We start from the raw sequence: 25,819 nt of genomic DNA on the forward strand, positions 1-25,819 counted from the left end.
CCTACCTTTCTACCAAACTAACGCGGTTATTATACCAGTTCATAAACGCTGAAATCAGCAAGCTAATTGTCAGATATACGAGCATGGTAATAAAAATCACTTCGATCGCCTGCCCTGTCTGGTTCAATGTCACACCGCCAAAAGACTGCACAATATCCGGGTACCCAATGGCAACCGCAAGTGATGAGTTTTTGGTCAAGTTAAGATATTGACTGGTCATCGGAGGAATAATCACCCGAAGAGCCTGAGGCAAAATAATCAGGCGCATTGTCCAACTTGGACGTAAGCCCAATGCCTCTGATGCCTCCGTTTGTCCGTGAGAAACAGATTGAATTCCCGCACGAACGGTTTCAGAGATAAAGGCTGCTGTATAAAGACTTAGCGCGAACCAAAGAGCAGTGAATTCAGGCTTGATAACCACACCACCTTTGAAGTTAAAGCCTTTTAATTCAGCATATGCAAAATCGAGAGGAAACCCCGTTACAGCAAAAGCAAGAAGTGGCAAACCGATAATCATCGCTGTATTTGTCATAAATACAGGATATATCTTACCAGTAGCAGCCTGAGTTTTCTTTGCCCAACGCGCAAAAAAGATACTTGCAAAAAGAGCAAGAACCAATGCGATGGGCACAAGCATAAACCCATCACCAGGTAGCGGTTCAGGAACAATAAGCCCACGTTTGTTCAAGATGATAATATCATTAAACATCGTGATACTTTGTTTTACCGCAGGCAAAGCAAGGAAAATTGCATACCAAAGAAGAATTTGCAGCAACAGAGGAACGTTACGTGTGAATTCTACATAACAATAAACAATTCTACTCACCAACCAGTTCGGTGATAGACGCAAAACACCTAGGAAAACACCTAAAAATGTTGCTGCAATAATTCCCAAGAAGGAAACCAGAAGTGTATTGAACAACCCAACAAGGAATACCCGTCCATGTGTGTGTGTTGCTGTATATTCCATAAAGGGAGAAATGGCGATATCGTATCCAGCGGCAGCATCAAGAAAAGCAAAACCGGTTTGAATACCGCGTTTTTCAATATTATGAGCTGTGTTATAAACGATGAATACGAGGAATGCGCCTAGCAGGCCAATAACAAGAGCCTGAAAGAAAAGCGATCTAAACCGCTGATCCGAAAAGAGCGATGCTCCACCCGACCCACGGGCATTTTGTGCAGTTTCAGCCGACATACTGCCTCCTAAATGCTTATTTTTATTAAAATTAAAGCCTGTTTAGCTAAGGTAGGGCCACCAATTCTGGCAGCCCCACGCAAAGTTAAATCAGGCTTTAATGTCTCGACTTAGCGCATTGGAGGAGCGTAAAGAAGACCACCATCTTTCCATTGAGCGTTGATACCGCGCTCGATGTTTAGAGTATCAGTAAGGTTTCTTTTGAAAGACTCACCATAGTTACCAACGTGTTTAACTACGTTGTATGCCCATTTAGCGTCCAGACCAAGCTGCTCGCCCATGTTGCCTTCAGCACCGATAAGACGAAGAACAGATGGGTTTGTAGAAGAAGCCATCTCGTCAATGTTCTCAGAAGTCACACCAAGTTCTTCAGCAATAATCATCGCGTTAAGAGTCCAACGGGCAATATCGCCCCACTGTTGGTCGCCATGACGAACGAGAGGACCAAGTGGCTCTTTGGAAATGATTTCAGGAAGAACAATCTGCTCATCAGGAGCTGTTAGCGTAGAGCGAAGTGAGTACAGACCAGAAGCATCAGTCGTGTAAACATCACAACGACCTTCGTCATATACTTTCCCGCCTTCTTCAGCAGTTGCAACTGGAACTGTTTCGTATTGCATGCCCTGGGCACGGAAATAGTCAGCTAAGTTAAGCTCGGTAGTTGTACCAGTCTGAACACAAACAGAAGCACCGTCTAGCTCAGTCGCGCTGGAAACACCAAGTGATTTGTTTACGAGGAAACCTTGACCATCGTAGTAGTTAACGCCTACAAACTCGAAACCAAGGTTAACATCACGGGAAAGTGTCCACGTGGTGTTACGCGCAAGCAGATCAATCTCACCAGACTGAAGAACGGTGAAACGTTCTTTAGAAGTCGTAGGAGTGATTTTCACTTTCATTGGGTCGCCCAATACAGCTGCTGCAACTGCGCGACATACATCAACGTCAAGACCTTCCCAAACGTTTTCTGCGTTAGGAGCAGCAAAACCAGGTAGAGGTGTTGCGACACCACAATTAAGCTCGCCGCGAGCTTTAATGTCGTCAAGAGTACCAGCCTGAGCTGCTGTTGTCATTGCTGTGGCCGCTGCGGCCGCAAACAGGACTTTTCCGAATTTCATTTTTTGTGTCTTCCCTGCTGTTTAACACGTTTATTGTTTGTTTAAGACGCCGCAAACAGGACATCCCGATTAATTTTTCATCGGCATACAAATTGTTCACCAACGCAATAAACATGTATAACCAGTAACCTATCTAAGCCTCTCAGAAAACAGCATTTTTTACTTTGTTAGGGGACAATTCCCCTTGCTATTGAAAAAATTCTTATAAATCAATGAATTAGATACACATTACTTTTTCAAACTTTCTTCGTTTTCTGTAAAAAATTTGTACATACAGATTTCAAATATGGTTAATTTGTCTTTTTTTTTTGATTTTTTATCCTTAAAACGGCGTATAACCTCTTAAAAAAGAATCCTTCTGAATAGCTACACATCAAAAACCTCACCTTTCCGGCCTTCACAGAATTACTTGCAATCGTCTGCTTCTATCGTGATGCTGCCATTCACAAAATAACGTCCACCATAAATATCGTAATAGAGAATTCCTAATGTCGAACAATAAATATACCGCAGAAACTAAAGTTACCCAACTCGGGCGGGATCCTATGGCAAACTTTGGGGTCGTTAACCCGCCTGTGTATCATGCCTCTACCATTCTCTTTAAAGATACAGCAGAGATGGAACAAAGGGCTGCAACAAAGTTCGACAAAGGAACAATGAATTATGGGCGTCAGGGCACACCGACAATCTTTGCCTTAGAGAATGCGATTGCTGAATTAGAAGGTGGGTATGGTGCGTTTTCTGTCTCTTCCGGCCTTGCTGCCATTACGACAGCAATTTTGAGTGTTGTAGAATCCGGCGACCACATTCTGGTAACAGATTCAGTTTACGCCCCCACTCGTTTTTTCTGCAAAGACGTTCTTAAACGCATGGGTGTAGAAACAACCTATTACGACCCACTCATTGGTAAAGATATTGAACAGCTAATTCGCCCGAACACACGCCTTGTTTTCACAGAATCACCCGGTTCGCACACATTTGAGATGCAGGATATCCCTGCGATCACCAAAGCTGCGCACAATAAAGGCGTCTTGGTGATCATGGATAATACCTGGGCTACCCCCCTACTCTGCAAATCTTTTGAACTTGGTGTAGATATTTCTGTGCACGCTGGTACGAAGTATATCGTCGGGCATTCAGACGCTATGTTAGGGTTGATTATTACAACAGAAGAGCTCTATCAAAAAGTCAAAGAAACCACTTTCCACTTAGGACAATGCTCTGGCCCTGATGATGTTTACCTTGCCCAGCGCGGCTTAAGAACAATGGCCGTTCGCTTGAAACAGCATTATGAAAGCGGATTAACTGTCGCTAACTGGCTCTCAAAGCGTCCAGAAGTCTCTTCTGTTCTACACCCTGCCCTTGAAAGCGACCCTGGCCACCAGATCTGGAAACGTGACATGTCAGGAGCAAGCGGCCTGTTTGGCTTTATCCTTAAGCCAACGTCAAAAACAGCCGTCAACGCTATGATTGACAGCTTGAACCTGTATGGCATTGGTTACAGTTGGGGTGGGTATGAAAGCCTTATTCTCCCATGTGACCCCAGCTCTATTCGTACGGCAACAAAATGGTCCGCAGCTGGTCCGTTAATAAGGCTTCACATCGGCCTCGAAAACCCCGATGACCTTATTATGGATCTAGAGGGCGGCTTTAATAAATTATCATCCTAGGAATTTCATTCATGAGTAACACCAAATTGGATGCTCTTCTGTCGAGCCTCAAATTCAATAACCAAGGACTTATACCGGCCATTGCACAGGATAGTGAAAAAGACGACGTCCTTATGATGGCCTGGATGAGCAAAGAATCTATCAAAGAAACATTCGCCAGTGGCCGGGTTTGCTACTGGTCAAGGTCTCGCCAAGCCTTATGGAAAAAGGGCGAAACATCTGGGCAACACCAAGAACTCGTTGATTTCCTTATCGACTGTGATCGAGACACCGTATTGGTAAAAGTTAAACAACACGGTGTCGCGTGCCATACAGGTCGCCGTAGTTGTTTTTATTTTTCAGTTACTGAAAATGGCGAATGCATAGAAAACTCGGATATCGAGATCGACCCTAAAGATCTTTACAAAGGTAATCCGTCATAAAAGATCATCAATAATACAAACAAAATAAAAGCTGCCAGACCAATTCTGAGCAGCTTTTATTTTGTTTATTTCAGGAAATACGAGACTGCTAAAAAATCAAAAAAACCAGCGAGCTATCCAAAATATTAGCAGAGCATTAACTCATTCACTCTATCTTTGGCACCATATATTAATTAAAGATGTTAGGTGTGTGAAAATGAATTCGGGTTCTGTTATCAGCGAAGAAGAAGCAGATAAACTCGCTGAAGGCGAAATGTTGGACGAAGCAAGAGACGTGGCATCCAGCCTGGAAGTCAACCTTCAGCAAGTTCGAACAGGCGGACTGGATGGGAAAACTGCGGCTGAACGCTTAGCACAAGATTCGTCTAACCTAAGATTTAAGGCAAAATCAGTTAATATACCGGGCTTAGCGGCCATAACGCATAGGCTGGATGAATATCTTTCCGGCCTAACAGATCTTGAACCAAAACACATTCAAGACCTTCAAACCTATAGTGACAAGATTTCCGCGTTGCTTGATGGCGAAGCTTTACCAGCAGAAAACATTGCCGAAGTTGTGCGCTCTATGCCGCACCAGATTACTTTTAATGTCGAAGACATTGAAATTACAAACACAGAAGTTTTGCTTGTAATTCCGCAAAAAACTGCCGGTAAGGTTGTTGCTCGTGAACTCGCAGCATGTGGATATCGCGTTACGTCACTGACGGAACCTTTGGAAGCAATCACAATGATTCTAGAAACCAAGCCGGATCTCGTCATAACCTCAATGGTTATGCCACGACTTGGCGGGGCTGATCTTGCTTGCGCCTTGAAGGCAATGCCATCAACCAAAAAATCCCACGTCGCTGTGTTGACAAGTTTGCCATCTGATCACCCAGATATGCAGGAATTACCAATGAATGTCGGTGTGATTCGTCGAGGGACAACCTTCGGTGATGACCTTGCTGACGTCCTGCAAAAATTTAATATTACATAAAAAATAAAATCAGACATTGCTCATTTAGAACCGCACGTTATGTATAAGGGGAAATTACCCCGCACAATGTGCGGTTTTTTTTATGGATAAACACTTTTTGAAGGAGAAACACCATGTCTGACCAAGTACGTGCATCACACATTCTGCTAATGTACGAAGGATCTATGCGTTCTACAGCGACACGTTCACAGGAAGAAGCTCAAACTCTTATCCAAGACCTGAAAACTCAGGTCGAAGCCGGTACTGCATTTGCTGATTTGGCAAAAGAACATTCTGACTGCCCATCAGGCAATGAAGGCGGCGATCTCGGCCACTTTGGCAAAGGAATGATGGTTCCAGAATTTGAAGAATCCGCGTTCTCAATGGAAATAGGTGAAACCAGCGGTGTCGTTGAAACTTCTTTTGGTTACCACCTTATTCAACGCACTGAATAAGACAAAATTAACGAGATTCTGCACAAATTTATACTGACATAACTTGTATAGATGACAAAGGGGCAGACTTTGGATACGGATAAGACGGATCGTCGTCGCCATAAGAGATATCAAAAATCAATCCAGGCATTGTTAAAAATCAATGAGCATTGGGAAAAAATTGAATGTTTTGATATATCTGGTGGTGGAGTATGTTTAGATTCTCCAGTCCGTCCCGAACTCGGCAAAACCCTCGAGCTTCATATTGAAGGGTTTGGACGCTTTGAAGGGAAAACCATCCGGCATCTGGCAAATGGTTTCGTCATTCAATTCAGCTCCTCAGAACATATCCTGAACCAGCTCGCGACAGATCTCGACAACACATAAAAAAGCGGGGAAAATAACATTCCCCGCTTTTTTGTTTCACCAACGATGATACGTAATTATTTAATCAAATAACGCATCAATATCATCTTGCGTGATGCCTTCGTTTTCAGCCGAAGGACCGTTCATAAGCTGATCATCACCTTCGCGCCCATCTTCCGTCCCAACCGGCAAATCCATAAATGCTTCTGCCCCCCAAATATTAATCATCGATACAATACGATCTTCGATAAATCGAAGTGTATTGATAATCTTGGTCATTCTCTGGCCAGTAATGTCCTGAAAGTTAGATGCTTCTAGAATAGTTATGACGTTATTTGCTATTTTGTCACAAGCCGTTTGCACATCAGTATCATCGTGCATCAAAGCAGAAAGTTCATTTACCGTTGCCTCGATCTGCTCATTCGCATCCAAAATGCTATTTGTGGCTGTTTCCGTCGCCATAACAATTGCATCAAGCTCATTCGTTGACTGCGCAAAGGGATCATCAACATCATCAGGGTGTTTGATTTGGGCGATCTCTTTCTTCGTCTTCCCAATCATCCGAACCATTTGTGCAATTTCGACACGAACGTCTTCCGCATCGTTAAAACTTTTCTCTGCATCGGTTTGCTGAGTTGATGTATGCCGAACAGCTGCATTTGATTGTTTCAAAGCAACGATTTCGGACCTCAACTCATTAATAGATTCAAACAACTGCATGTTTGAAACATTCGCATTCGGTGACAATCCCCTACGAAGTCGAACTCCTCGTTCAGCAGCGTATTCTTTTCTTGGATCGTTATTAGTCATCTCTTACTCCCAAAAATCCCCCGTATTTGATGATGAAGATACCCGAACAAAATTAATGAAAATTGAATATGTTGTTATTTTAGCGTTTAAATTTCAGTTTTTTTTGACCAGTTGAACAAATTTTTGATCTTTGACAATAAGGATTAGTTGAACATATTAGCTTTTTGCCTCACCATAAGTACCCGAGTCCGAATAGATATCGGATTAAGGCAAAAAAGATTTTTATAACTGATAAACAGGGATTGGGCTCTCAAATGAAGAAGCTATTCCAGACGGCTGCTGCGTCAATTATTGCATTAACGGCTGCAGCCTCGCACGCAGAAGATATCAAACCAGCCGTAGTTTTTGATATGGGTGGTAAATTCGACAAATCCTTCAACGAAGGCGTTTATAACGGCGTTGAGAAATTCTCAAAAGAAACCGGCATTAAATATCGCGAGTTTGAAGTTACGAATCCTTCACAACGTGAACAGGCTATTCGTAAAATGGCACAACGTGGCGCGGACCCAATCGTTGGTGTTGGCTTTGCTCAAGGCCCTGCTATTGAAAAAGTTGCCAAAGAATATCCAGATATTCGTTTCACAATAATCGATTCAGTTGTTGACCTGCCAAATGTACAGTCCGTTGTCTTTAAAGAACATGAAGGATCTTTCCTTGTTGGTGTTCTTGCTGCAATGGCATCTGAAAACCAAAAAGTTGGCTTTATTGGCGGCATGGATATTCCACTTATTCGTAAATTTGCCTGTGGTTATGCTCAAGGTGCTAAATACGCGGTTAATTCTGCCGAGGTTTATAGCAACATGACGGGTACAACACCATCAGCTTGGAACGACCCAAGTAAAGGTAGTGAGCTTGCGAAAAGCCAGTTTGATAAAGGTGCTGATGTGATCTTTGCCGCTGCTGGCGGAACAGGTATCGGTGTTTACCAAGCAGCTAAAGATGCAGGTAAATACGCAATTGGTGTGGATTCAAACCAAAACCATATACAGCCAGGAACAATGCTGACTTCCATGACCAAAGGTGTAGATGTTGCTGCCTATAACGCATTCAAGGATGCAATGGAAGGCACCTGGAAACCAGGTCTTCATGCGCTAGGTCTTGCTGAGAACGGTGTAGACTGGGCCCTTGATGATAATAACAAATCACTTATTACCGACGCAATGAAAGCCAAGGTAAAAGAAGCACGTGATGGCATCGTATCCGGTTCCATTTCTGTTCATGATTTCACATCCGATAACAGTTGCCCTGCGCTGTAATTGGGTAACTGATTTGAAATCAGAATAATAATCAAGTACTAGGTTTTTCTATGAGCGTAGAACGCATCAAGGCCCAAGGGTCTGACGCGGTGGGGGGGCAATCAGCCCCCCCACCATCTATTGAACTGCCCGCTATTGAACTGAAGGCAATCAGTAAAAGCTTTGGCCCAGTAAAGGCGAACCAAAACGTAGATTTGAAAGTTCTTCCGGGAACTATACACGGCATCATTGGTGAAAATGGTGCTGGAAAATCAACGTTGATGAGTATTCTTTACGGATTTTACGAAGCAGATAGCGGCGAAATCCTTATTAATGGTCAAACGAAAAAAATCCACTCTTCCAGAGATGCGATATCCTTTGGCATTGGTATGGTCCATCAGCATTTTATGCTCGTAGAAACCTTTACTGTACTTGAAAATGTAATGTTGGGCGCCGAAGGTGCCCCTCTTTTGAACAAAAGTAGTCAGACAGCAAGGGAAGAGCTTCTCAAGCTTTCGAGAGAATACAGCTTGGCAGTTGACCCCGATGCCATGACAGGCGACCTCCCCGTTGGTCTTCAGCAACGGGTTGAGATTTTAAAAGCCCTCTATCGTGGTGCTGAAATTCTTATCCTTGACGAGCCAACTGGCGTCCTGACACCACAGGAAACAGATCAGCTTTTCAAAATTCTTGATATCCTGCGCAGTCGCGGTGTGAGTATTATTTTGATCACCCACAAGCTTCAGGAAATTATGGCAATTACAGATCGTGTTTCTGTTATGCGTGCAGGAACCATGGTTTCTGAACGCGAAACATCAGCCACATCCAAAAATGAACTCGCCGAATTAATGGTTGGGCGGAAAGTTCTTTTGGAAGTGGATAAAACTGACGCTAATCCTGGTGAAATCTTACTGGACGCAAAAAACCTCTCCTATAGAGAAGATGGCATCACTAAGCTGGATGATGTTTCTCTCACCCTTCGCGCCGGGGAAATTGTCGGTATCGCAGGTGTATCCGGCAATGGTCAAACGGAATTACTTGCGGCCCTTAGCGGTATTTGCCCCCTTCAGACCGGATCAATTGATATTGGTTCCGTCCAAATCACACCACATGCCCTCAAAAACCCAAAAGAATTTAGAGAGTTAAGTGTAGGCCACGTTCCTGAAGACAGACATCGTATGGGAATGGTAACCGCTTTTAATGCCCAAGAAACGGCGATTATGGGTTTCCATGAAGATCCTGCCTATAACGGTAAGATCCTCATGGACAATAAAGCTGTCCAAGAACATTGTACTCGGCTGATGCAGGACTATGATGTCCGCCCGGAAGATCCCAAGTTAAAATCAGCAAATTTCTCTGGTGGCAATCAACAAAAACTCGTTCTTGCCCGCGAAATGGACAGACGCCCCGAAGTCCTTCTTGTTGGGCAGCCAACGCGCGGTGTTGATATTGGGGCCATTGAATTTATTCATAAAAATCTGATCGCCATGCGCGATGCGGGATCTGCAATTCTTGTGGTCTCTGTAGAACTTGAAGAAATCATGTCACTCAGTGACCGCATACTCGTTATGTTCGAAGGCCGTATCGTTGGTGAAGTCGCTGGTAAAGATGCTGATGCACGCCAACTCGGCCTTCTAATGGGGAATGCAGGCACACAATCCAAAAGCTCTGAGCAGCAAAACAACAATAACACGACACACTCAGAGGAGATTTCGGCATGAGCAGTCCAAGTAAAGCGCTTCCCGCGTGGATTGACGTTGGTGTCATCCCTCTGATTAATATTTTACTCGCATTTTTTGTTTCAGGAATTGTTATTTTAATTATTGGTGAAGACCCAATAGAAGCAGTAAAAATTATAATCTACGGAGCTTTTGGGAATGACTATAATATAGGATATACACTCCATTATACTACGAACTTTATTTTTACTGGGCTAGCTGTTGCTGTCGCTTTTCACGCAAGCCTTTTTAACATCGGTGGCGAAGGGCAAGCTTATATAGGTGGGTTAGGTGTCGGCTTACTTTGCCTGGCTTTGGACCAGTACGTTCCTTTCTGGATTATTCTACCGCTCGCGATTGCGACTTCCGGCCTTTTTGGTGCAGCCTGGGCTTATATTCCTGCTTACCTACAAGCCTATAGAGGCAGCCATATTGTTATTACAACGATCATGTTTAACTTCATCGCATTTAGTTTGATGAACTACATTTTGGTAAATGTGCTTATTGAACCGGGACAAATGTCGCCAGAAAGTCGTGACTTTCTGGCATCGGCTCAAATGCCAACAATGCAAGAAGCCCTTGGATGGTTTGGAATAGAGATACAAAAATCGCCGCTTAACCTTTCAATTCTTCTCGCTCTATTTAGCTGCCTTTTTGTCTGGCTGTTCATTTGGCATACACGCTGGGGTTATGCCATTCGGATGTTCGGATTTAATGAAAACGCCGCAAATTATAGCGGCATAAACACTCGACGTTTAGTCGTTGGCACAATGTGTCTTTCTGGTGTTTTAGCTGGCTTTGTCGGTATCAACGAAATTATGGGGAACCATAACAGGGTGATGCTTGATTTTGTCGCAGGCGCGGGTTTCACAGGTATTGCTGTTGCACTGATGGGACGTAATCATCCCGTCGGCATTATTATTGCCAGCCTTTTATTTGGTACCCTATATCAGGGTGGCGCAGAACTATCCTTTGAAATACCGACCATACAAGGAGAGATGGTTAAGGCTATTCAGGGGCTGGTTATTCTTTTCTGCGGTGCATTGGCATACATGGCTCGGCCAACGATTGAACGCCTTTTCACAGCTATTGTTGCGAGCAACGGAACAGCAAAGGAGCAAACTAATGGATGATTTGCTCTTACTGCTTCTATCTACGCTCGACTCAACTCTGCGTGTATCTGCGCCGCTGGTGCTTTGTGCTATGGCGGGCATTTTCTCTGAAAGATCCGGTATCATCGATATCAGTTTGGAAGGTAAGCTTCTTGGTAGCGCTTTTGCCGCAGCAGCGGTGGCAGCAATTAGTGGGTCCGCATTTGTTGGTTTGGGTGCTGCAATCATTACCTCTATCCTTATGGCGCTTTTACATGGTTTCGCTTGTATTACGCATCGTGGCAATCAGGTTGTCAGTGGTCTTGCTATCAATATTCTCGCTTCCGGACTTACGGTTACCCTTGGCGGCGCATGGTTCCATAAAGGTGGTCTGACACCAACACTAAGCGGTGATGCACGCTTTTCACCAATAACGTTGCCCGGTGCAGATTTCCTGTCAGAGATCCCAATTTTAGGCTCCATATATGTTGAGTTAATTAGTGGCCATAACTTACTGGTTTATACTGCGTTCTTAGCAGTTCCTATTACTTGGTGGGTGCTTTACAAAACCCGGTTTGGCCTACGCTTGCGTGCTGTCGGAGAAAACCCACAGGCTGTTGATACTGCGGGTATTTCAGTTACGTTCCTAAGATATCGCTCGGTTATTATCGCTGGTATTCTATGTGGCATTGCCGGGGCTTACCTCTCCACTGGGCAAAATGCGGCATTTGGTAAAGAGATGTCTGCGGGACAAGGCTATATCGCCCTTGCCGCGATGATTTTTGGTAAATGGAAACCCGTACCGGGTCTTCTTGCTTGTATGCTTTTTGGCTTCCTTGATGCAATGGCTGTCAGATTACAGGGTGTCGCAATTCCAGGGATCGGCGAGATACCCGTTCAGTTTATGCAGGCACTACCTTATGTTCTTACCGTGATCCTGCTTGCTGGATTTATCGGTAAAGCTGTTGCGCCAAAAGCCATTGGTCGCCCGTATGTGAAGGAGCGCTAAGATGGAACGATCCGAAATAATAGCTCAACTTAGAGAGAACATGTCGCGGGCATACGCCCCCTACTCGAAATTTCATGTTGGATCTGTTATACGATCAACAGACGGACAGTATTACAATGGATGTAATGTTGAAAATGCAGCCTATCCGTTAGGTGTATGTGCCGAAGGCGGCGCAATCTCGGCCATGGTACAAAACGGTAGCCGGGAAATAGCTGAAATCTACGTCATGGGTGATGGCGATGCACTCGTTACCCCCTGTGGTGGATGTCGGCAAAAAATTCGTGAATTTGCAAATGCAGAAACTGAAATTCACATTTGCGGTCCCGAAGGACTGCGGAAAACCTTTACAATCGAAGATCTTCTTCCCCTTTCATTTGGACCTGATAATCTGAATAAATGACAAACCCAACTCAATCCTCGAACAGTGCTTTAGACATTATTCGGGGCCGCCTTAATGGCGTTATCCCAGAAGTAGCTATCATCCTGGGGTCAGGACTTGGCCCCCTTGTTGAAGCTGTAAAAGACCCAACGACAATTTCATTTAACGATCTCCCTGGCTTTCCGCGCCCCTCTGTAGAGGGACATGCCGGATCTTTGATCCTTGGGCAAATTAACGGAATAGAAGTTCTCATTTTACAGGGCAGAAGCCATTATTATGAAAATGGTGACGCCACTGGTATGCTGACAGCAATTGAGACAATCAAGGCCGTTGGCTGTCAGCAGTTGCTTCTGACCAATGCAGCTGGAAGCCTACGCGACGAAGCTGGCCCCGGAAGCTTGATGTTACTTACAGATCACATCAATTATTCCGGCATGTCACCCCTGATTGGTGCCCGTGGCAATGATCGTTTTGTTGATCTGACCGATGCTTACGATCCGGCGATACGGCAAGCCTTGAAAGCTGTTGCGGATCAAAATGAAATCAAGCTACATGAAGGTGTTTATATGTGGTTCTCAGGACCAAACTTTGAAACACCAGCAGAAATAAGAGCCGCAAAGATCCTCGGTGCGGATGCCGTTGGTATGTCCACTGTACCCGAAGTTATTCTGGCAAGGCGTGCAGGTATACCCACAGCAGCAATGTCCATTATTACGAACTACGGTGCAGGCATGGGCGATACGGCCCTCACCCATGAACAAACCATGCGCAATGCCAAGGTTGCCGCTGAAAGTTTAATTAAACTGGTAAGTAATTACCTAAAGAGTTTAGGATAAGATCATGACAAAAAATGCAAAATTAGCTTTAAGTCTGTTAGATCTCACAAGCCTTTCTGATGATGATACAAACGAAAGTATCCAAGCTCTCTGTTCAAAAGCAGTAACGCCTTTTACCTCTGTCGCAGCTGTCTGTGTTTACCCACCTTTTCTGTCCGTCTGCCAAGATGAGCTTAAGGGACAAGGTGTCAATTTTGCAGCCGTCGCCAATTTTCCATCGGGCGATGAAGGGTTGGAAGCGGCAATTTCACAGACAAAAAACATCATCGCACTTGGTGGTAACGAAGTTGATCTGGTGATCCCTTACAAAGAATGGATTTCTGGAAATAAAAATTCTGCACCAGAAATGATCCACGCGTGCAAAGATATTTGCGGGGATCAAGTTGCGCTCAAGGTAATCCTTGAAAGTGGTGCATTCGAAGACATGAATTGTCTTTACGACTTGAGTGTTGCGGCTATTAACGCTGGAGCTGATTTTATAAAAACCTCAACAGGTAAAACAGACGTGTCAGCGACAATCGATGCCGCAAAGTCCATGTTAAAAGCCATTAAGGATAGCGGTAAAAATTGCGGTTTCAAGGCGTCAGGCGGTATTCGAACGCATGCTCAAGCTGTTGAATACATAGAACTTGCACAAAGTATCATGGGCGAAAACTGGGTCTGTGCAGATAATTTTCGATTTGGCGCAAGTGGCCTTTTAACTGATCTATTAAGCGTCTTAGGTCAAACCACTGATTCTGAGCAAAAAAGCACCTACTAATGTTTCTACCCCAAGAAGTAATCCGAAAAAAACGCGAGGGGCACGAACTTAGCAGTGAAGAAATCGCTTACTTTGTCAAAGGAATCACGTCAGGCGATATGAGCGACAGCCAAATCGCCGCTTTGGCAATGGCTGTGTTCTTTCAGGGAATGAGTAATGCTGAAACCGTCAGTTTAACCCAATCCATGACTCAATCTGGCAATACTATCGACTGGTCTGAATTACGTGATTTGGGTCCGGTACTGGATAAACATTCAACTGGTGGGGTCGGTGATAAGTTAAGTTTGATGCTCGCCCCGATCATTTCCGCCTGTGGCGGTTATGTCCCTATGATCTCTGGTCGCGGCCTAGGTCACACAGGCGGTACACTGGATAAGCTGGATGCAATACCCGGTTACCAAACGTCGATTGATATTAACCGTCTAAAATCCATCACGAAAGCTGCCGGCTGTGCCATTGTCGGACAAACAGGTGATTTAGCCCCCGCGGACAAGCGTTTTTATGCGATCAGGGATATTACGGCAACTGTCGAAGCCATTCCCCTGATCACCGCATCCATCCTTTCCAAAAAACTATCAGCTGGCTTGGATCGTTTGGTGATGGATATCAAGGTTGGCAGTGGTGCCTTTTCCGGTACCTTGTCTATGGCTGAAGAATTAGCAGAAACTATTGTAAGCGTTGCCAACGGTGCTGGTTTACCCACAAGGGCCCTCATCACCGATATGGATCAAGTCCTAGGCTCATCAGCAGGGAATGCGCTGGAAGTAAAAGAGGCCTGGTCCTACCTATCAGGTGAGATGAAAGAAGAGCGTACCGATATTATAACCATGTCACTTTGCTCTGAGCTCTTGATCTTGGGCGAGTTGGCAACGACATACGATGATGCCCATCATAAAATCATGACTGTTCTATCCAATGGAAAAGCTCTTGAACAGTTCCAGAAAATGATTTCAGGCCTGGGTGGCCCTGTAGATTTTTGTGAAAAGCCTGATCATTATCTGAAATCAGCAACCTACTGTGAGGATATCTATCTGGATACATCGGGGTATATTGCCTCTATGGATACACGAGAGATCGGTATGGCCGTTGTTGCCCTTGGTGGCGGACGTTCCAAGCCGGGACAGGAAATTGATCATGCAGTAGGCTTTGATCACATAGCTCCTATTGGAACCCGGATTGATTCAAGCCGTCCTGTGGCACGTATTCACGCAAACTCAAAAGACCAGTTAGCGCGGGCAAAAGCTCAATATCTAAACGGTCTTACTGTGGCAGAAAAAATGCCTAATCAACAACACCCAATCTTAAAGTCATTAGTGAGCTAATATGGCTAGAGCCTTTATATTATTAATGGATTCATTTGGCATTGGCGGAGCACCGGATGCTGATAGTTTTGGAGATACCGGTTCAAATACCCTAGGGCACATCGCGGAACAATGTGACCTAGGGAATGCAGATAAAGAAGGCACCAGACAAGGTCCTCTTCATTTACCGAACATGGAAAGGCTTGGTTTAGGGCATGCTGCTTTTCAAAGTACAGGTAATTACCCCCAAGGTTTTAATCCTCAAACCAAGGCTATCGGGTTACATGGTGCTGCCAGCGAAATAAGTCAGGGCAAAGATACACCGAGCGGGCATTGGGAAATAGCAGGCGTCCCTGTGACATTTGACTGGGGATACTTTCCGAACAAAACGCCTTGTTTTGAAAGCTCGCTTCTGGACGACATTATCAAAGTCGGAGAGCTCCCCGGGGCCTTAGGCCTCTGTCATGCATCTGGTACTGACATTATTGCAAGGTACGGCCTAGAGCATATGAAAAGCGGAAAGCCGATTATCTACACCTCGGCTGATAGCGTTATCCAGATTGCAGCACATGAGCAAACCTTTGGCCTGAATAGGCTTATTGATCTTTGCGAAAAAATACGCGTTCTTGTCGATCCCTATAACATTGGTCGTGTTATTGCCCGACCTTTTGTTGGCGATACGCCTGATACTTTTATGCGCACAGGAAACAGGCGTGATTTCAGCGTCTTACCGCCTGCTTCAACCTTATTAGATAAAGTTAAAGAAGCTGGACGAGAAATGATCGCTATTGGTAAAATTGCTGATATCTATGCCCACCAGGGGCCAACACAAGTGATTAAAGCTTCGGGGCACGACGATCTTTTCCAACGCACGTTAGAACAGGTCGAAAAAGCGCCTGAGGGGGCCTTAACCTTCACAAATTTTGTTGATTTTGACAGCCTCTACGGCCACAGGAGAGACGTTATTGGCTATGCCGCAGCGCTGGAACAATTCGACAGAAAACTTCCCGACCTCATATCAATACTGAAAGACGACGATCTGGTCGTTATCACTGCGGATCACGGATGTGATCCAACGTGGCCTGGAACAGACCATACCCGAGAGAACGTTCCTATTTTGGCTTTTGGCCCGAAAATCACAGCACAAAACATTGGTACCCGGGAATGCTTTGCAGATATTGGACAGAGTATCGCCTCTTTCTTGGCAGTCGGTACTTTAGAAACAGGAAAGTCATTTCTATAACTTCTGGTTAATCACTTTTGGCTTTTCTTTCTGAGGAGCCAAAGGTCAAAGAAACAAATACAAAAACAAGCGAGAGATATAATGGTTCTAAAAGCTGAGTTACACGTACATCTGGAAGGAACGGCTTCTCCGGATCTTGTCAAACGTTTGGCACAGCGTAATTCAATGGACCTACCTGATGGCCTTTTTGATGCCGAAGGAAATTACCGCTGGACGACATTTTTAGAGTTTTTAAAAGCTTATGATCTTGCAAGTGCCGTGATCAAAACACCTTTGGATTACAGAGATGTAACCTACGAATATCTCAAACAATGCGCATCAGAAGGTGCCATCTATGTCGAAGTCATGTCTTCCCCTGATCACGCAGCTATGGCTGGTATGGGATACCAAGATCATCTGGATGGTATTATTGCAGGCATAACCGACGCCAAAAGAGATTTCGGTATCGTTGGACGTATTATTGTTACCTGTGTGCGCCACCTTGGGCCAGAACAGGCCGTTGAGGTCGCGAAGCAGACGGTTGCGGCCCTACATCCCCTTGTTGTCGGTTTCGGTATGGGGGGCGATGAAAATGCCCATCACCCATCTGATTTCTCCAAAGCTTTTCATATCGTCCATGATGCAGGGCTATCGTGCAATGTGCACGCGGGTGAAATGGCGGGGCCAGAAAGCATTATTGCCGCCCTTGATCATTTACCCATTAAACGTATTGGCCACTGCGTAAGATCTATAGGAGATCCCAATCTTGTCTCTCGCCTTATTGACGAAAATATAACTCTCGAAGTATGCCCCGGCAGCAACATCGCCTTGGGCGTATACCCTGAGTTTAGCGATCATCCCTTCCTAAAATTACGTGACGCGGGTTGCAAAGTAACCCTGAGTTCTGATGATCCACCCTTTTTCCACACATCAATTGGAAATGAATACGCCATTGCATCCAAAGAATTTAACCTAACTGATCAGGAGCTAACCGACATTACCAAATGTTCCATAGAAAATGCCTTCGCCGACCAAGTGACCATAGACAAATTACTGGCACGCCTATAGGTATGTCGCACACTCTCAACTTCTGTATCTGACGCATTTATGGCCAAACTTTATTTTTACTATTCATCAATGAACGCAGGGAAATCCACCGTTCTCTTGCAATCCAGCTATAATTATCAAGAACGTGGCATGGGAACGCTTTTGTTCACCGCCGCTTTGGATGACCGCTATGGCAAGGGAAAGATTTCGTCACGGATCGGATTGCAGGCCGAAGCATTGATCTATGGCAAAGAAGACGATCTGCTACAGATGACTAGGGATGAAATAAAGCAACGGGAAATCAATTGCGTTTTTGTTGACGAATCTCAGTTTCTGTCAAAAGCTCAAGTTTACCAAATCAGCGAAATCGTGGACGAGTTAAATATTCCTGTATTGGCCTATGGTTTAAGGACAGATTTCCAAGGCAACCTGTTCGAAGGCAGCCAACAGCTTTTGGCTTGGGCAGATGTGCTTAATGAACTCAAGACGATTTGCCACTGTGGAAGCAAAGCAACGATGGTCATGCGTGTGGACGAGAACGGCACACCGATTCAGGAAGGTTCGCAAGTTGAAATTGGAGGGAACGACCGTTATGTCCCCGTTTGCCGCAAGCACTTCAAATTAGAGGTTCTTGAACGGAATAAACCATACGAATGAGCTTCTTTCACTTGATATAGCCATCGAGTATTCTGGTATCGGCATGGATTAAACGGACCGCCCTCGTATTTTAGAACCCTTTGTTCAAATAGGAACATCCCAAACCACAGATGCATCCGGGCCTCTCGCTCACTAAAAAGCTCATCGAATTCCATCAGGGAACACTTAAGGTCGAAAGTATCTTGGGCAAAGGTACCAAAGTAACGATTACCCTGCCCAACGAACGGATCATTCAATCTTAAATCTCTGATACCTTCTTCCGATCTGAGTTAGTTTGCACCTTTATTATTTGGCATTGTTCAATTCATAAGATTTAGAAAAGCGATCGACTAAAGTACCATCTTTTAACGGAACTGCTTTTGCCGTCTGATAGGTCGTAAAGCCCACCTTTTCATAGTACTGAAGACCGCTGGTGTTATCGGCCCGAATGGTGGCGTTAATCGTAGAAAAACCTTTATGGATCAAATATGCGCAGCTTACGGGAAACAAAGCTTTACCGACGCCGTAAACACGAGGATGTACTCTGGCAAAGGTTCCGATGTCAGCCCAATCCTCTGGTAATTCCGGGTGCCGCCCCAGAACCTGAAATCCCGTAATTGAGCCATCTTCACCTTCGCTGACATGACAACAAATACAATGATCCCCGGTTAGAAAGTATTGCTTGAACTGATCAACGCTCAGACTTTCTTCCATTGCTGTCGTGCCACCGATTTCAATAATTTCGTTCAAAATAACACAGAGCTCTTCAGCATCTTCTTCACTTGCCAGCCTGACTTTAATGCTCACCCCACTCCCCCATTAAAATGATTATTCACATACAAGCGCTATGCTATAAGGAACATTCCCCGATTTACACCTTAATTTTCACAAAGCTTCTTACGGAAAATACGATTAAAGATACTGACGAAACAGCCCAGAATTTTCTAAACCTTTATCAAGCACATCAAAGCTGGAGTGAAGCAACCTTCGGCACAGAAAAAGGCCCCACTGGCCCTTTCCGTCACCTGATTGATGAGGCCGATTATGAAAGATAGAGACTTTAAAGTACGGGCATTAGGTGAAATTGCGATCCGGTGTCGCGACAAGAAAGCGATGACAAAGTTTTACGATGAAGTCATTGGCTTAGAACACCTCGCCGGAGACGTAGATGACCGGGTGACATTTTTCAAGATTGCAGAAGGGTTTGGCGGTCACACCAGTGTACTCGCCCTATTTCATCCCGACGAAATCACCGGAACAGACACCAGTGAGCACCAATTACCCCAAACCGGCGCAGGGTCATCGCTGCACCATATTGCCCTGTCATTACCGTATGAAGAGCAACAGGCCGTAATGGACTGGTACGAACAGATCGGCCAAGATTACAGAGTTCAATTATTCGACTGGATTGGATGGCGTGGAATTTTCACCCGCGACCCAGATGGAAACACAGTGGAACTGGTGGCCTACGATCCTGAATGGACAGCGACATGATCAACAATTTATATGGATAAACAACGTTCTGCGGCATTGCACCGAAAGGTAATAATTTTCATTACAAAACGCCGTTTAATAATGATTAACTCTCTCCCTCTTCTTTCCTATTTGAAACTTCCCAGTAGAGATATTTATGGAAAAACTAATTTTATTGACTATGCTTATTATTGGAATCACGTCACCTTCTTTCGCTCAGGATACGCAAGAAACAAGGATCGAAGCCGCAAATAGGTATGCAGACACAGTTGATTTATCAAAAATGATGAATGATTTGTCTATCGAAACGTCAAAAGCTTTACCTGCCGAAATTAGAGAACAATTCTTAACAAAAACTCATTTTTCTGAAGCTGACATTAATGAGATTCGAGAAATGATGCTGGAGCAAATGATCATTCATTTTACAACAAAAGAACTTGATGCTCTTGCCAAATTTTATGGTAGCCCTGAAGGTAAAAGCATTATCGTGAAAATGCCTGTATATTTTGGAGGAGTTTATCCTAAAATGCAGAAATTTATATTAAAAAAATATGCCCAATAAATCCCTTCTCATAACGTACTTACTCTGGCTGTTCACTGGTGTCTTCGGTGGGCATCGGTGGTATTTGGGCAAGCGATGGAGTGCTTTGACTATGAGTGTAGTTGGCACATACACTACATTCATCTCTTTGATTTTTTTAAGCAGAGAAAATGATCCTGCTGAGATCTATTATAAATTACCTGTAAAACTCGTAAACAAACCAGTTGATGCATGGGATTACATAGTTAATAGCAACCCGATTATTGGCTCATTGGTAATGCTTTTTGCACTCTTGGCTTGGTTAATTCCTCTTATTATGGCTTTCGACCTCTTCTGGATTTACTTCAAGGTCAAAAAGCATAACGCCACCCTCACGCAACAACAGATTAAGGCGTTCGATTAGCTCTCTCTCCTAGTCACATAATCCGGGATACCCATCTCTATATCGCCATGTGCATCCTATGACCTATTCTTGCACTACTTCCAAGCCTAGGAATGGTGTGATAGCAATCTTGAACGCTTTCTCAACCAATAGCAAAAAGGGCTAGAACCGAAATAGTTAAGTTTTGTTGGAACATTGTTTGACAAAGATCAGGGCCTTGTTGGAACAAACCGACAAGACCCTGTTTTCTTTACTTATTTTGGTGCGCCCGGCAGGATTCGAACCTGCGACCTACTGATTAGAAGTCAGTTGCTCTATCCAGCTGAGCTACGGGCGCTTTATTCTTTATTTTAAGGTGATTAGTGTGTCCAACGACCGAGGCGGGTGGTACTGAAATTATCGCCATATCCTTTGGGCTTTAATTTCCGTTCCTTAGGCTCTTCAACGCTGTACATAACACCTTGACGTTGTGCATATGCGATCGCTTCTTCTTTACTATCGAACCACATACGAAGTTGTCCGCGCGTATCCCGAGAAGATGTCCAGCCCATAAGCGGTTCAATCTCGCGTGCTGCGTCAGGTTCATATTCAACAAGCCAGCGTTTGGTGTTTGCACGACCAGACTGCATTGCATTTTTCGGCGGCTGATAAATACGAACTTGCATGTTTACCTCTAGTATCAGGTCTTCAGAAAACCAGCGATATAATTTTGCCAACGATATAATTTTGGTGGTCGGGGAGAGAGGATTCGAACCTCCGACCCTCTGGTCCCAAACCAGATGCGCTACCAGGCTGCGCTACTCCCCGTTTCCACGAACATCGTATAAGACAGAGTAACACGCAAGGCAACAATCTTTTTTTAAATCATTGTAATTTTCGCCTTAAAAGAGACAATGCGCTGAATAACTTAAGAAAGTCTTTAACCCCAACAGCTAAAAAAGTGGTGAAACAAAGTCACTTAACAAGCATCGAAGGTTCAGAGGTTCCCCTTAAGATCGTGTAGAGATAACAAGGTTTAATAAGCAGTTATGACAGAAAACGCCCTCGGATCTGATCTCTGGATCATGGCACAGGTCCGACAATCCAATCAAAATGGAATCCCGGCCATGATTATCCACAAAGGTGATCCCGATCGTGGGAGTTTGTTGCTGAAGATCAACCTTCTGGGACCGGGCTGTCAGGTATTAAGCCAAACACGAGATATAGACGGTAATCTGGCATGGCTTGCGGCTAATAAGGGAGACTTGATGGATGATTATGCCGCCCATGAATACGTCGAGCGCGCCGTAAGCCGCGACCCTGATCTTTGGGTTGTCGAGTTCGAAGATAGAAACGGCGTAAATCCCTTTGGCGGAGAAATTCTCTAACACCTTTTCTAACACAGGAGATTTACGCCATCTTGATTAGATCAATAATGATCTGGTCAATATTTGCACCATAGAGGAACTGACTCCTAATCAGTAGGTCGCAGGTTCAGCCCTTACCGTTCTCTGGTCGCCGTAAAGTTGAGCTTGGGGTTATCTTCCTGAATACGGCCCATGTCCCAGTGGTTACGGGCCATGTAAACTGGGCATCCATCTCTATCGTCTGCCAACGAGCCTTTGTTGCGATCAAGGAAGTGTTTCATCGCTGCGGCATCATCTGATGTCACCCAACGGGCGGTGACAAATGGTGCGGCCTCGAAACCAACATTAATGCCGTATTCCTGCTCTATTCGAGCCAAAAGGACTTCCAGCTGTAGTTGCCCGACAACACCAACAATATAGCTGGCGCCAATGATCGGGCGGAAGACCTGTGTGACCCCCTCTTCCGCCAAACTCTCCAAAGCCTTGGAAAGATGTTTGGCTTTGAGCGGATCATCAAGACGCACCCGTTGCAGGATTTCCGGCGCAAAGCTTGGAATACCAGAGAAGCGGATGTTTTCACCCTCTGTCAAACTGTCACCAACCCGAAGCGTTCCGTGGTTGGGTATGCCGATAATATCCCCCGGCCACGCCTCTTCTGCCAGCTCTCTGTTCTGGGCAAAGAACATGATCGGGTTATGGATACTCATGGATTTACCCGTACCCATCTGATGCAGCTTCATGCCGCGCTTAAACCTGCCGGAACAGATACGCATAAAGGCAATACGGTCCCGATGTTTCGGGTCCATGTTTGCCTGCACCTTAAAGACAAAGCCGGTAACCTTGCTATCGGAAGGTTCAACTTCTTTTGGTTCGGCAGGCTGCGTCGTTGGTGCCGGGGCAAACTGCAACACAGCATCCAAGAGCTGCTTTACACCAAAGCTTTTCAAAGCCGATCCAAAATACACAGGCGTCAGGTGCCCTTCGCGGTAGCTCTCCAGATCAAAAGCAGGATAACCATCCATAGCCAGATCTGCTTCTTCCAGCAGTGTATCGTATTGATCGCTTGGAATAAGATTTGGCAGTTCATCGCCGAGAAGCTCTGCCTTTACGGGCGTACCATAACTATCTTCCCCGGTAAAAGGGATCATTTCTTCACGGACAAGATCGTAACAGCCCTTGAACGTACCGCCACCACCGACGGGCCAAACCATCGGTACAGTATCAAGCGCTAAAGCTTCGGCAACTTCATCCAGAATTTCGAAAACCTCACGACCTTCACGGTCCATCTTGTTCACAAAGGTGATAATGGGAATATCGCGCAGACGACAAACTTCGAAAAGTTTGCGGGTTTGAGCCTCAATACCTTTGGCTGCGTCAATCACCATGATCGCAGAATCAACCGCAGTTAGCGTACGATAGGTATCTTCACTGAAATCTTCGTGGCCCGGTGTATCCAACAGGTTGAAAGTAGCCCCTTCGTATTCAAAGGTCATCACCGAGGTCGTAACCGAAATACCACGGGCCTGTTCGATCTTCATCCAGTCAGAATGCGCCCGTCTGTTCTCACCCTTGGCCTTCACCTGTCCAGCCATACGAATAGCACCACCCAACAACAGTAGTTTCTCTGTCAGTGTTGTCTTACCCGCATCCGGGTGAGAGATGATAGCAAAGGTGCGGCGAGCTTCGGCCTGTTTGGCAATTTCAGAAGACATGATTTTGTTTTTCTACCAATGTGTACACAAATATGTACACATTCCTGTAAACTTTAATATGCACATATATTATTCTGCCGGGACAATCTCTTTTATTCGCGTTGAGGTCAAGACCGAACAGGTTAAAGCGTCAGAAGAGAAATACTCTTATACCTATTTTGTCATGCCTTGCTCTGACCGGATCATATCCAATAACCCGGGAAATCGATTCTCGATATCGTCTATTCTCAATTGAGCAGCACGACTATTCCCACGATTAACCTGCCTGATAAGTCCAGACTCGCGCATTACCTTAAAATGATGCGTCGTTGTGGCTTTTGACACAGGCAATTCAAAAGAAGCGCACGTTCGCTCACATCCAACAGGTGCAAGTGATAACTCTCTGATCACTCTTCTGCGCAAAGGATCAGAAAGCGCTGATAACACATTACCAAGTTGCATCTCATCAACACTTGGGTGTCCTTCATCATCTGGCATTTTATCTCCGCAGGTATGATTTGACTCGTACCTTAAACACAATTAAGCATATAGGTATGAAATAAATCATACCAAAGGTTAAACCAATGTCCACGAATATTGTAATTGAACTCCCGGAAATTCTTCCCAACGAAAAGGTCCCCTATGCATTAGTGGGGCGTGTCCATGCCAAGCCCGAAATGAGTGATTTATTGGAAAAAAGACTATTAGAACTAGTTGAACCGACCCGCCGTGAAGAAGGCGCAATGCAGTATCATGTTCATAGAGATCGACATGATTTAAACCTATTTGTCTTCTACGAAGTTTGGCGCAGTAAGAAAGATTTAGAGGATCACCTGAACAAACCCTATGTACAATCTTTTTTAAAAGACAGGCTGTCTTACATAGAGGGTGATATGGAAATTACATGGCTCACAATGGCCAGTTCACACCCTTCCTAAAATTAAAAACGATAAAGGGGAACGTAAACGTCCTTCACGGCAACATCACAAATTTGTGTCCCCCTTTTGCCCACGGGGTAACTATCTACTTGTTTTAAAATAAATAATGGGCCCACCTAAAAAAAAGCCCGCATTCATCCAAAAGTTGAACGAACTTGGTTTAATTGAAATTTAAGATACCTAGCGCAATATATTAAGCAGAGCAGGTGCTCGCTCTAAATGGCACCCTTGAAAGGAGGCCCCTATGCTAAAGTATATCACTCTTGCTGTGATCGCTTTTACGGGTTTCGTTACAACAATACCAGCTTATGCACAAAATCAGTGCGATAAGCGCGATAGCATACTGGAAATGCTTTCTGATCGGTATAGTGAAAAAACTCAAGCTGTTGGCGTTACGAATAAAGGCGGTTTAATTGAGGTTCTTACCAACAAAGATGGTGGAACATGGACCATTATTGTGACAACACCGCATGGTATTAGCTGTCTGGTTGCCGCTGGTGAAGGCTGGAAGCAGCTAGAAAAAGCAGCTCTAGAGCCAGAAGTTTAGTCCAAGGATTAAGAAATAACCACTTCTGATTATTGCGCTATCTTTGTAACAATCGATGCTGTGCGATGTCGCCAACTTTGATGCCGAGCTGGAATGTCGTTCCCGCGTTAAGCTCTAACACTCCGATTACATCCTGATCAGAAGCGATAGTCTTTGTCGAATGAGGGGTCGTATTCTCTTTTATATAAACAACTTTACCTTCAGAGTTAAAAAACAACATATCTAACGGGATATAGGTATTTTTCATCCACATCGTGACATTGTTCGGCTTATTATAAACAAATAACATGCCCGCATTTTTGGCCATATTCTTCCGATACATAAGCCCTTGAGAACGCTCTTCATTAGTAGAAGCAATCTCGACGTTAAATTTATGGGCTTTCCCGGTTGCAGAAAAAATAGTCAGAGTATCTTTTTCAAATACAATTTGTGCGACACTGATACTGGTCGCAATAAAGATCATCCCGCACAAAAGAGTTATCTTGTATATATGTGTCCAAGTATAAGACATTGAGGTTACAATATTCCTATTAACTTCAGGATTCCTGTTATTAAGGGGCCTATTTTACAAATCTCTCATCATACAACATCAAAACCAAATACATTTGGTTGCAAATTCATTTGATTGACGGCACCTAATTTTTAAAACGCTAATGCCGGTATGAATTACAAATAAGCAATAAATACACCAATT

The 25,819-nt window shown here is 44.6% G+C and carries 31 protein-coding genes, 2 tRNA genes and 1 pseudogene; 24 read left to right on the top strand and 10 right to left on the bottom strand.

Annotation, left to right across the window (positions count from 1 at the left end; all coding sequences use genetic code 11):
* Position 1 precedes the first annotated feature (1 nt).
* Both ACN0W5_RS06065 and ACN0W5_RS06070 read right to left on the bottom strand, forming a co-directional pair.
* Complete coding sequence (locus ACN0W5_RS06065) at positions 2-1,198, bottom strand: amino acid ABC transporter permease (RefSeq protein WP_417453291.1); 1,197 nt, start codon at positions 1,196-1,198, stop codon at positions 2-4.
* Positions 1,199-1,308: 110 nt separating this feature from the next.
* Positions 1,309-2,316, bottom strand: coding sequence for an amino acid ABC transporter substrate-binding protein (locus tag ACN0W5_RS06070; RefSeq protein ID WP_417453292.1), 1,008 nt, complete (start codon positions 2,314-2,316; stop codon positions 1,309-1,311).
* A 488-nt stretch (positions 2,317-2,804) separates the two neighbouring features.
* Here ACN0W5_RS06070 and metC point away from each other — a divergent pair, with 488 nt between their 5' ends.
* The 5 genes from metC to ACN0W5_RS06095 all read left to right on the top strand — a co-directional run bounded on the left by metC (position 2,805) and on the right by ACN0W5_RS06095 (position 6,184).
* Positions 2,805-3,986 (top strand): cystathionine beta-lyase, encoded by a 1,182-nt coding sequence (metC, locus tag ACN0W5_RS06075; protein WP_417453293.1) that lies wholly within the window; start codon positions 2,805-2,807, stop codon positions 3,984-3,986.
* An 11-nt stretch (positions 3,987-3,997) separates the two neighbouring features.
* Complete coding sequence (gene hisI, locus ACN0W5_RS06080) at positions 3,998-4,408, top strand: phosphoribosyl-AMP cyclohydrolase (protein WP_417453294.1); 411 nt, start codon at positions 3,998-4,000, stop codon at positions 4,406-4,408.
* Positions 4,409-4,604: 196 nt separating this feature from the next.
* Complete coding sequence (locus ACN0W5_RS06085; protein ID WP_299372048.1) at positions 4,605-5,384, top strand: response regulator; 780 nt, start codon at positions 4,605-4,607, stop codon at positions 5,382-5,384.
* Positions 5,385-5,497: 113 nt separating this feature from the next.
* Entirely contained in the window at positions 5,498-5,818 is a 321-nt protein-coding gene (locus ACN0W5_RS06090; protein WP_417453295.1) for a peptidylprolyl isomerase, read from the top strand.
* A gap of 69 nt (positions 5,819-5,887) precedes the next feature.
* Entirely contained in the window at positions 5,888-6,184 is a 297-nt protein-coding gene (locus ACN0W5_RS06095; RefSeq protein ID WP_417453296.1) for a PilZ domain-containing protein, read from the top strand.
* Between the two features lie 60 nt (positions 6,185-6,244).
* Here the strand turns inward: ACN0W5_RS06095 and ACN0W5_RS06100 are convergent, their stop codons facing one another.
* Entirely contained in the window at positions 6,245-6,973 is a 729-nt protein-coding gene (locus ACN0W5_RS06100) for a protein phosphatase CheZ (protein ID WP_417453297.1), read from the bottom strand.
* Between the two features lie 254 nt (positions 6,974-7,227).
* On the opposite strand from ACN0W5_RS06100, the gene ACN0W5_RS06105 reads away from it, so the two are divergent.
* From ACN0W5_RS06105 to ACN0W5_RS06160, 12 genes are all read left to right on the top strand, one after another.
* Complete coding sequence (locus tag ACN0W5_RS06105) at positions 7,228-8,229, top strand: BMP family lipoprotein (RefSeq protein WP_417453298.1); 1,002 nt, start codon at positions 7,228-7,230, stop codon at positions 8,227-8,229.
* A 50-nt stretch (positions 8,230-8,279) separates the two neighbouring features.
* On the top strand, positions 8,280-9,929 hold the full coding sequence (locus ACN0W5_RS06110; RefSeq protein ID WP_417453299.1) for an ABC transporter ATP-binding protein: 1,650 nt from the start codon (positions 8,280-8,282) through the stop codon (positions 9,927-9,929).
* Positions 9,926-11,059: an ABC transporter permease gene (locus ACN0W5_RS06115; RefSeq protein ID WP_417453300.1), complete on the top strand. Its 1,134-nt coding sequence runs from the start codon at positions 9,926-9,928 to the stop codon at positions 11,057-11,059. The genes ACN0W5_RS06110 and ACN0W5_RS06115 overlap by 4 nt, the downstream gene beginning before the upstream one ends.
* Complete coding sequence (locus ACN0W5_RS06120) at positions 11,052-12,026, top strand: ABC transporter permease (RefSeq protein WP_417453301.1); 975 nt, start codon at positions 11,052-11,054, stop codon at positions 12,024-12,026. Before ACN0W5_RS06115 ends, ACN0W5_RS06120 begins: the two co-directional genes overlap by 8 nt.
* A 1-nt stretch (position 12,027) precedes the next feature.
* Positions 12,028-12,426, top strand: a complete 399-nt coding sequence (cdd, locus tag ACN0W5_RS06125; protein WP_417453302.1) for a cytidine deaminase — start codon at positions 12,028-12,030, stop codon at positions 12,424-12,426.
* On the top strand, positions 12,423-13,241 hold the full coding sequence (locus tag ACN0W5_RS06130) for a purine-nucleoside phosphorylase (protein ID WP_417453303.1): 819 nt from the start codon (positions 12,423-12,425) through the stop codon (positions 13,239-13,241). The genes cdd and ACN0W5_RS06130 overlap by 4 nt, the downstream gene beginning before the upstream one ends.
* A 4-nt stretch (positions 13,242-13,245) precedes the next feature.
* Complete coding sequence (gene deoC, locus ACN0W5_RS06135) at positions 13,246-14,001, top strand: deoxyribose-phosphate aldolase (protein ID WP_417453304.1); 756 nt, start codon at positions 13,246-13,248, stop codon at positions 13,999-14,001.
* Positions 14,001-15,323 carry a thymidine phosphorylase gene (gene deoA, locus ACN0W5_RS06140; RefSeq protein WP_417453305.1) on the top strand — a complete coding sequence of 441 codons (1,323 nt, stop codon included), beginning with the start codon at positions 14,001-14,003 and terminating at the stop codon, positions 15,321-15,323. Before deoC ends, deoA begins: the two co-directional genes overlap by 1 nt.
* 1 nt (position 15,324) lies before the next feature.
* Entirely contained in the window at positions 15,325-16,545 is a 1,221-nt protein-coding gene (locus tag ACN0W5_RS06145) for a phosphopentomutase (RefSeq protein ID WP_417453306.1), read from the top strand.
* Positions 16,546-16,626: 81 nt separating this feature from the next.
* Entirely contained in the window at positions 16,627-17,592 is a 966-nt protein-coding gene (locus tag ACN0W5_RS06150) for an adenosine deaminase (protein ID WP_417453307.1), read from the top strand.
* Between the two features lie 39 nt (positions 17,593-17,631).
* Complete coding sequence (locus ACN0W5_RS06155; protein ID WP_417429312.1) at positions 17,632-18,228, top strand: thymidine kinase; 597 nt, start codon at positions 17,632-17,634, stop codon at positions 18,226-18,228.
* Positions 18,229-18,338: 110 nt separating this feature from the next.
* The gene (locus ACN0W5_RS06160; RefSeq protein ID WP_417453308.1) at positions 18,339-18,470 is read left to right on the top strand and encodes an ATP-binding protein; all 132 of its coding nucleotides are present in this window, start codon (positions 18,339-18,341) and stop codon (positions 18,468-18,470) included.
* A 43-nt stretch (positions 18,471-18,513) separates the two neighbouring features.
* On the opposite strand, the gene ACN0W5_RS06165 is transcribed toward ACN0W5_RS06160, so the two are convergent.
* Positions 18,514-19,014, bottom strand: coding sequence for a GNAT family N-acetyltransferase (locus ACN0W5_RS06165; protein WP_417453309.1), 501 nt, complete (start codon positions 19,012-19,014; stop codon positions 18,514-18,516).
* 237 nt (positions 19,015-19,251) lie between these two features.
* Here ACN0W5_RS06165 and ACN0W5_RS06170 point away from each other — a divergent pair, with 237 nt between their 5' ends.
* From ACN0W5_RS06170 to ACN0W5_RS06185, 4 genes and pseudogenes are all read left to right on the top strand, one after another.
* The gene (locus ACN0W5_RS06170) at positions 19,252-19,701 is read left to right on the top strand and encodes a VOC family protein (protein ID WP_417453310.1); all 450 of its coding nucleotides are present in this window, start codon (positions 19,252-19,254) and stop codon (positions 19,699-19,701) included.
* Positions 19,702-19,837: 136 nt separating this feature from the next.
* The gene (locus ACN0W5_RS06175) at positions 19,838-20,242 is read left to right on the top strand and encodes a DUF2059 domain-containing protein (protein ID WP_417453311.1); all 405 of its coding nucleotides are present in this window, start codon (positions 19,838-19,840) and stop codon (positions 20,240-20,242) included.
* Positions 20,232-20,315 (top strand): annotated as a pseudogene (locus tag ACN0W5_RS06180) (NINE protein); the annotation flags it as partial. The gene ACN0W5_RS06175 and the pseudogene ACN0W5_RS06180, both read left to right, overlap by 11 nt.
* Positions 20,316-20,333: 18 nt before the next feature.
* Positions 20,334-20,624, top strand: a complete 291-nt coding sequence (locus tag ACN0W5_RS06185; RefSeq protein ID WP_417453589.1) for a hypothetical protein — start codon at positions 20,334-20,336, stop codon at positions 20,622-20,624.
* A gap of 239 nt (positions 20,625-20,863) precedes the next feature.
* Here ACN0W5_RS06185 and ACN0W5_RS06190 read toward each other — a convergent pair.
* From ACN0W5_RS06190 to ACN0W5_RS06200, 3 genes are all read right to left on the bottom strand, one after another.
* A tRNA-Arg gene (locus ACN0W5_RS06190) sits at positions 20,864-20,940 on the bottom strand.
* Between the two features lie 22 nt (positions 20,941-20,962).
* The gene (locus ACN0W5_RS06195; RefSeq protein WP_085902768.1) at positions 20,963-21,268 is read right to left on the bottom strand and encodes an ETC complex I subunit; all 306 of its coding nucleotides are present in this window, start codon (positions 21,266-21,268) and stop codon (positions 20,963-20,965) included.
* A gap of 65 nt (positions 21,269-21,333) precedes the next feature.
* Positions 21,334-21,410, bottom strand: a tRNA-Pro gene (locus ACN0W5_RS06200).
* A gap of 221 nt (positions 21,411-21,631) precedes the next feature.
* On the opposite strand from ACN0W5_RS06200, the gene ACN0W5_RS06205 reads away from it, so the two are divergent.
* On the top strand, positions 21,632-21,970 hold the full coding sequence (locus ACN0W5_RS06205; protein WP_417453312.1) for a DUF1491 family protein: 339 nt from the start codon (positions 21,632-21,634) through the stop codon (positions 21,968-21,970).
* A 113-nt stretch (positions 21,971-22,083) separates the two neighbouring features.
* On the opposite strand, the gene ACN0W5_RS06210 is transcribed toward ACN0W5_RS06205, so the two are convergent.
* Together ACN0W5_RS06210 and ACN0W5_RS06215 are read right to left on the bottom strand one after the other, a co-directional pair.
* Entirely contained in the window at positions 22,084-23,661 is a 1,578-nt protein-coding gene (locus ACN0W5_RS06210; protein ID WP_417429298.1) for a peptide chain release factor 3, read from the bottom strand.
* 153 nt (positions 23,662-23,814) lie between these two features.
* Entirely contained in the window at positions 23,815-24,138 is a 324-nt protein-coding gene (locus ACN0W5_RS06215; protein WP_299380952.1) for an ArsR/SmtB family transcription factor, read from the bottom strand.
* A gap of 86 nt (positions 24,139-24,224) precedes the next feature.
* Between ACN0W5_RS06215 and ACN0W5_RS06220 the strand changes: the two genes are divergently transcribed.
* Positions 24,225-24,578, top strand: coding sequence for a putative quinol monooxygenase (locus ACN0W5_RS06220; protein WP_417453313.1), 354 nt, complete (start codon positions 24,225-24,227; stop codon positions 24,576-24,578).
* A gap of 244 nt (positions 24,579-24,822) precedes the next feature.
* Positions 24,823-25,125: a hypothetical protein gene (locus tag ACN0W5_RS06225; protein WP_299380950.1), complete on the top strand. Its 303-nt coding sequence runs from the start codon at positions 24,823-24,825 to the stop codon at positions 25,123-25,125.
* Positions 25,126-25,162: 37 nt separating this feature from the next.
* Here ACN0W5_RS06225 and ACN0W5_RS06230 read toward each other — a convergent pair whose 3' ends face one another.
* Positions 25,163-25,636 (bottom strand): DUF192 domain-containing protein, encoded by a 474-nt coding sequence (locus ACN0W5_RS06230; protein WP_417453314.1) that lies wholly within the window; start codon positions 25,634-25,636, stop codon positions 25,163-25,165.
* Positions 25,637-25,819 lie beyond the last annotated feature (183 nt).

The organism is Kiloniella sp. (genome assembly GCF_048270245.1).
Classification (GTDB): domain Bacteria; phylum Pseudomonadota; class Alphaproteobacteria; order Kiloniellales; family Kiloniellaceae; genus Kiloniella.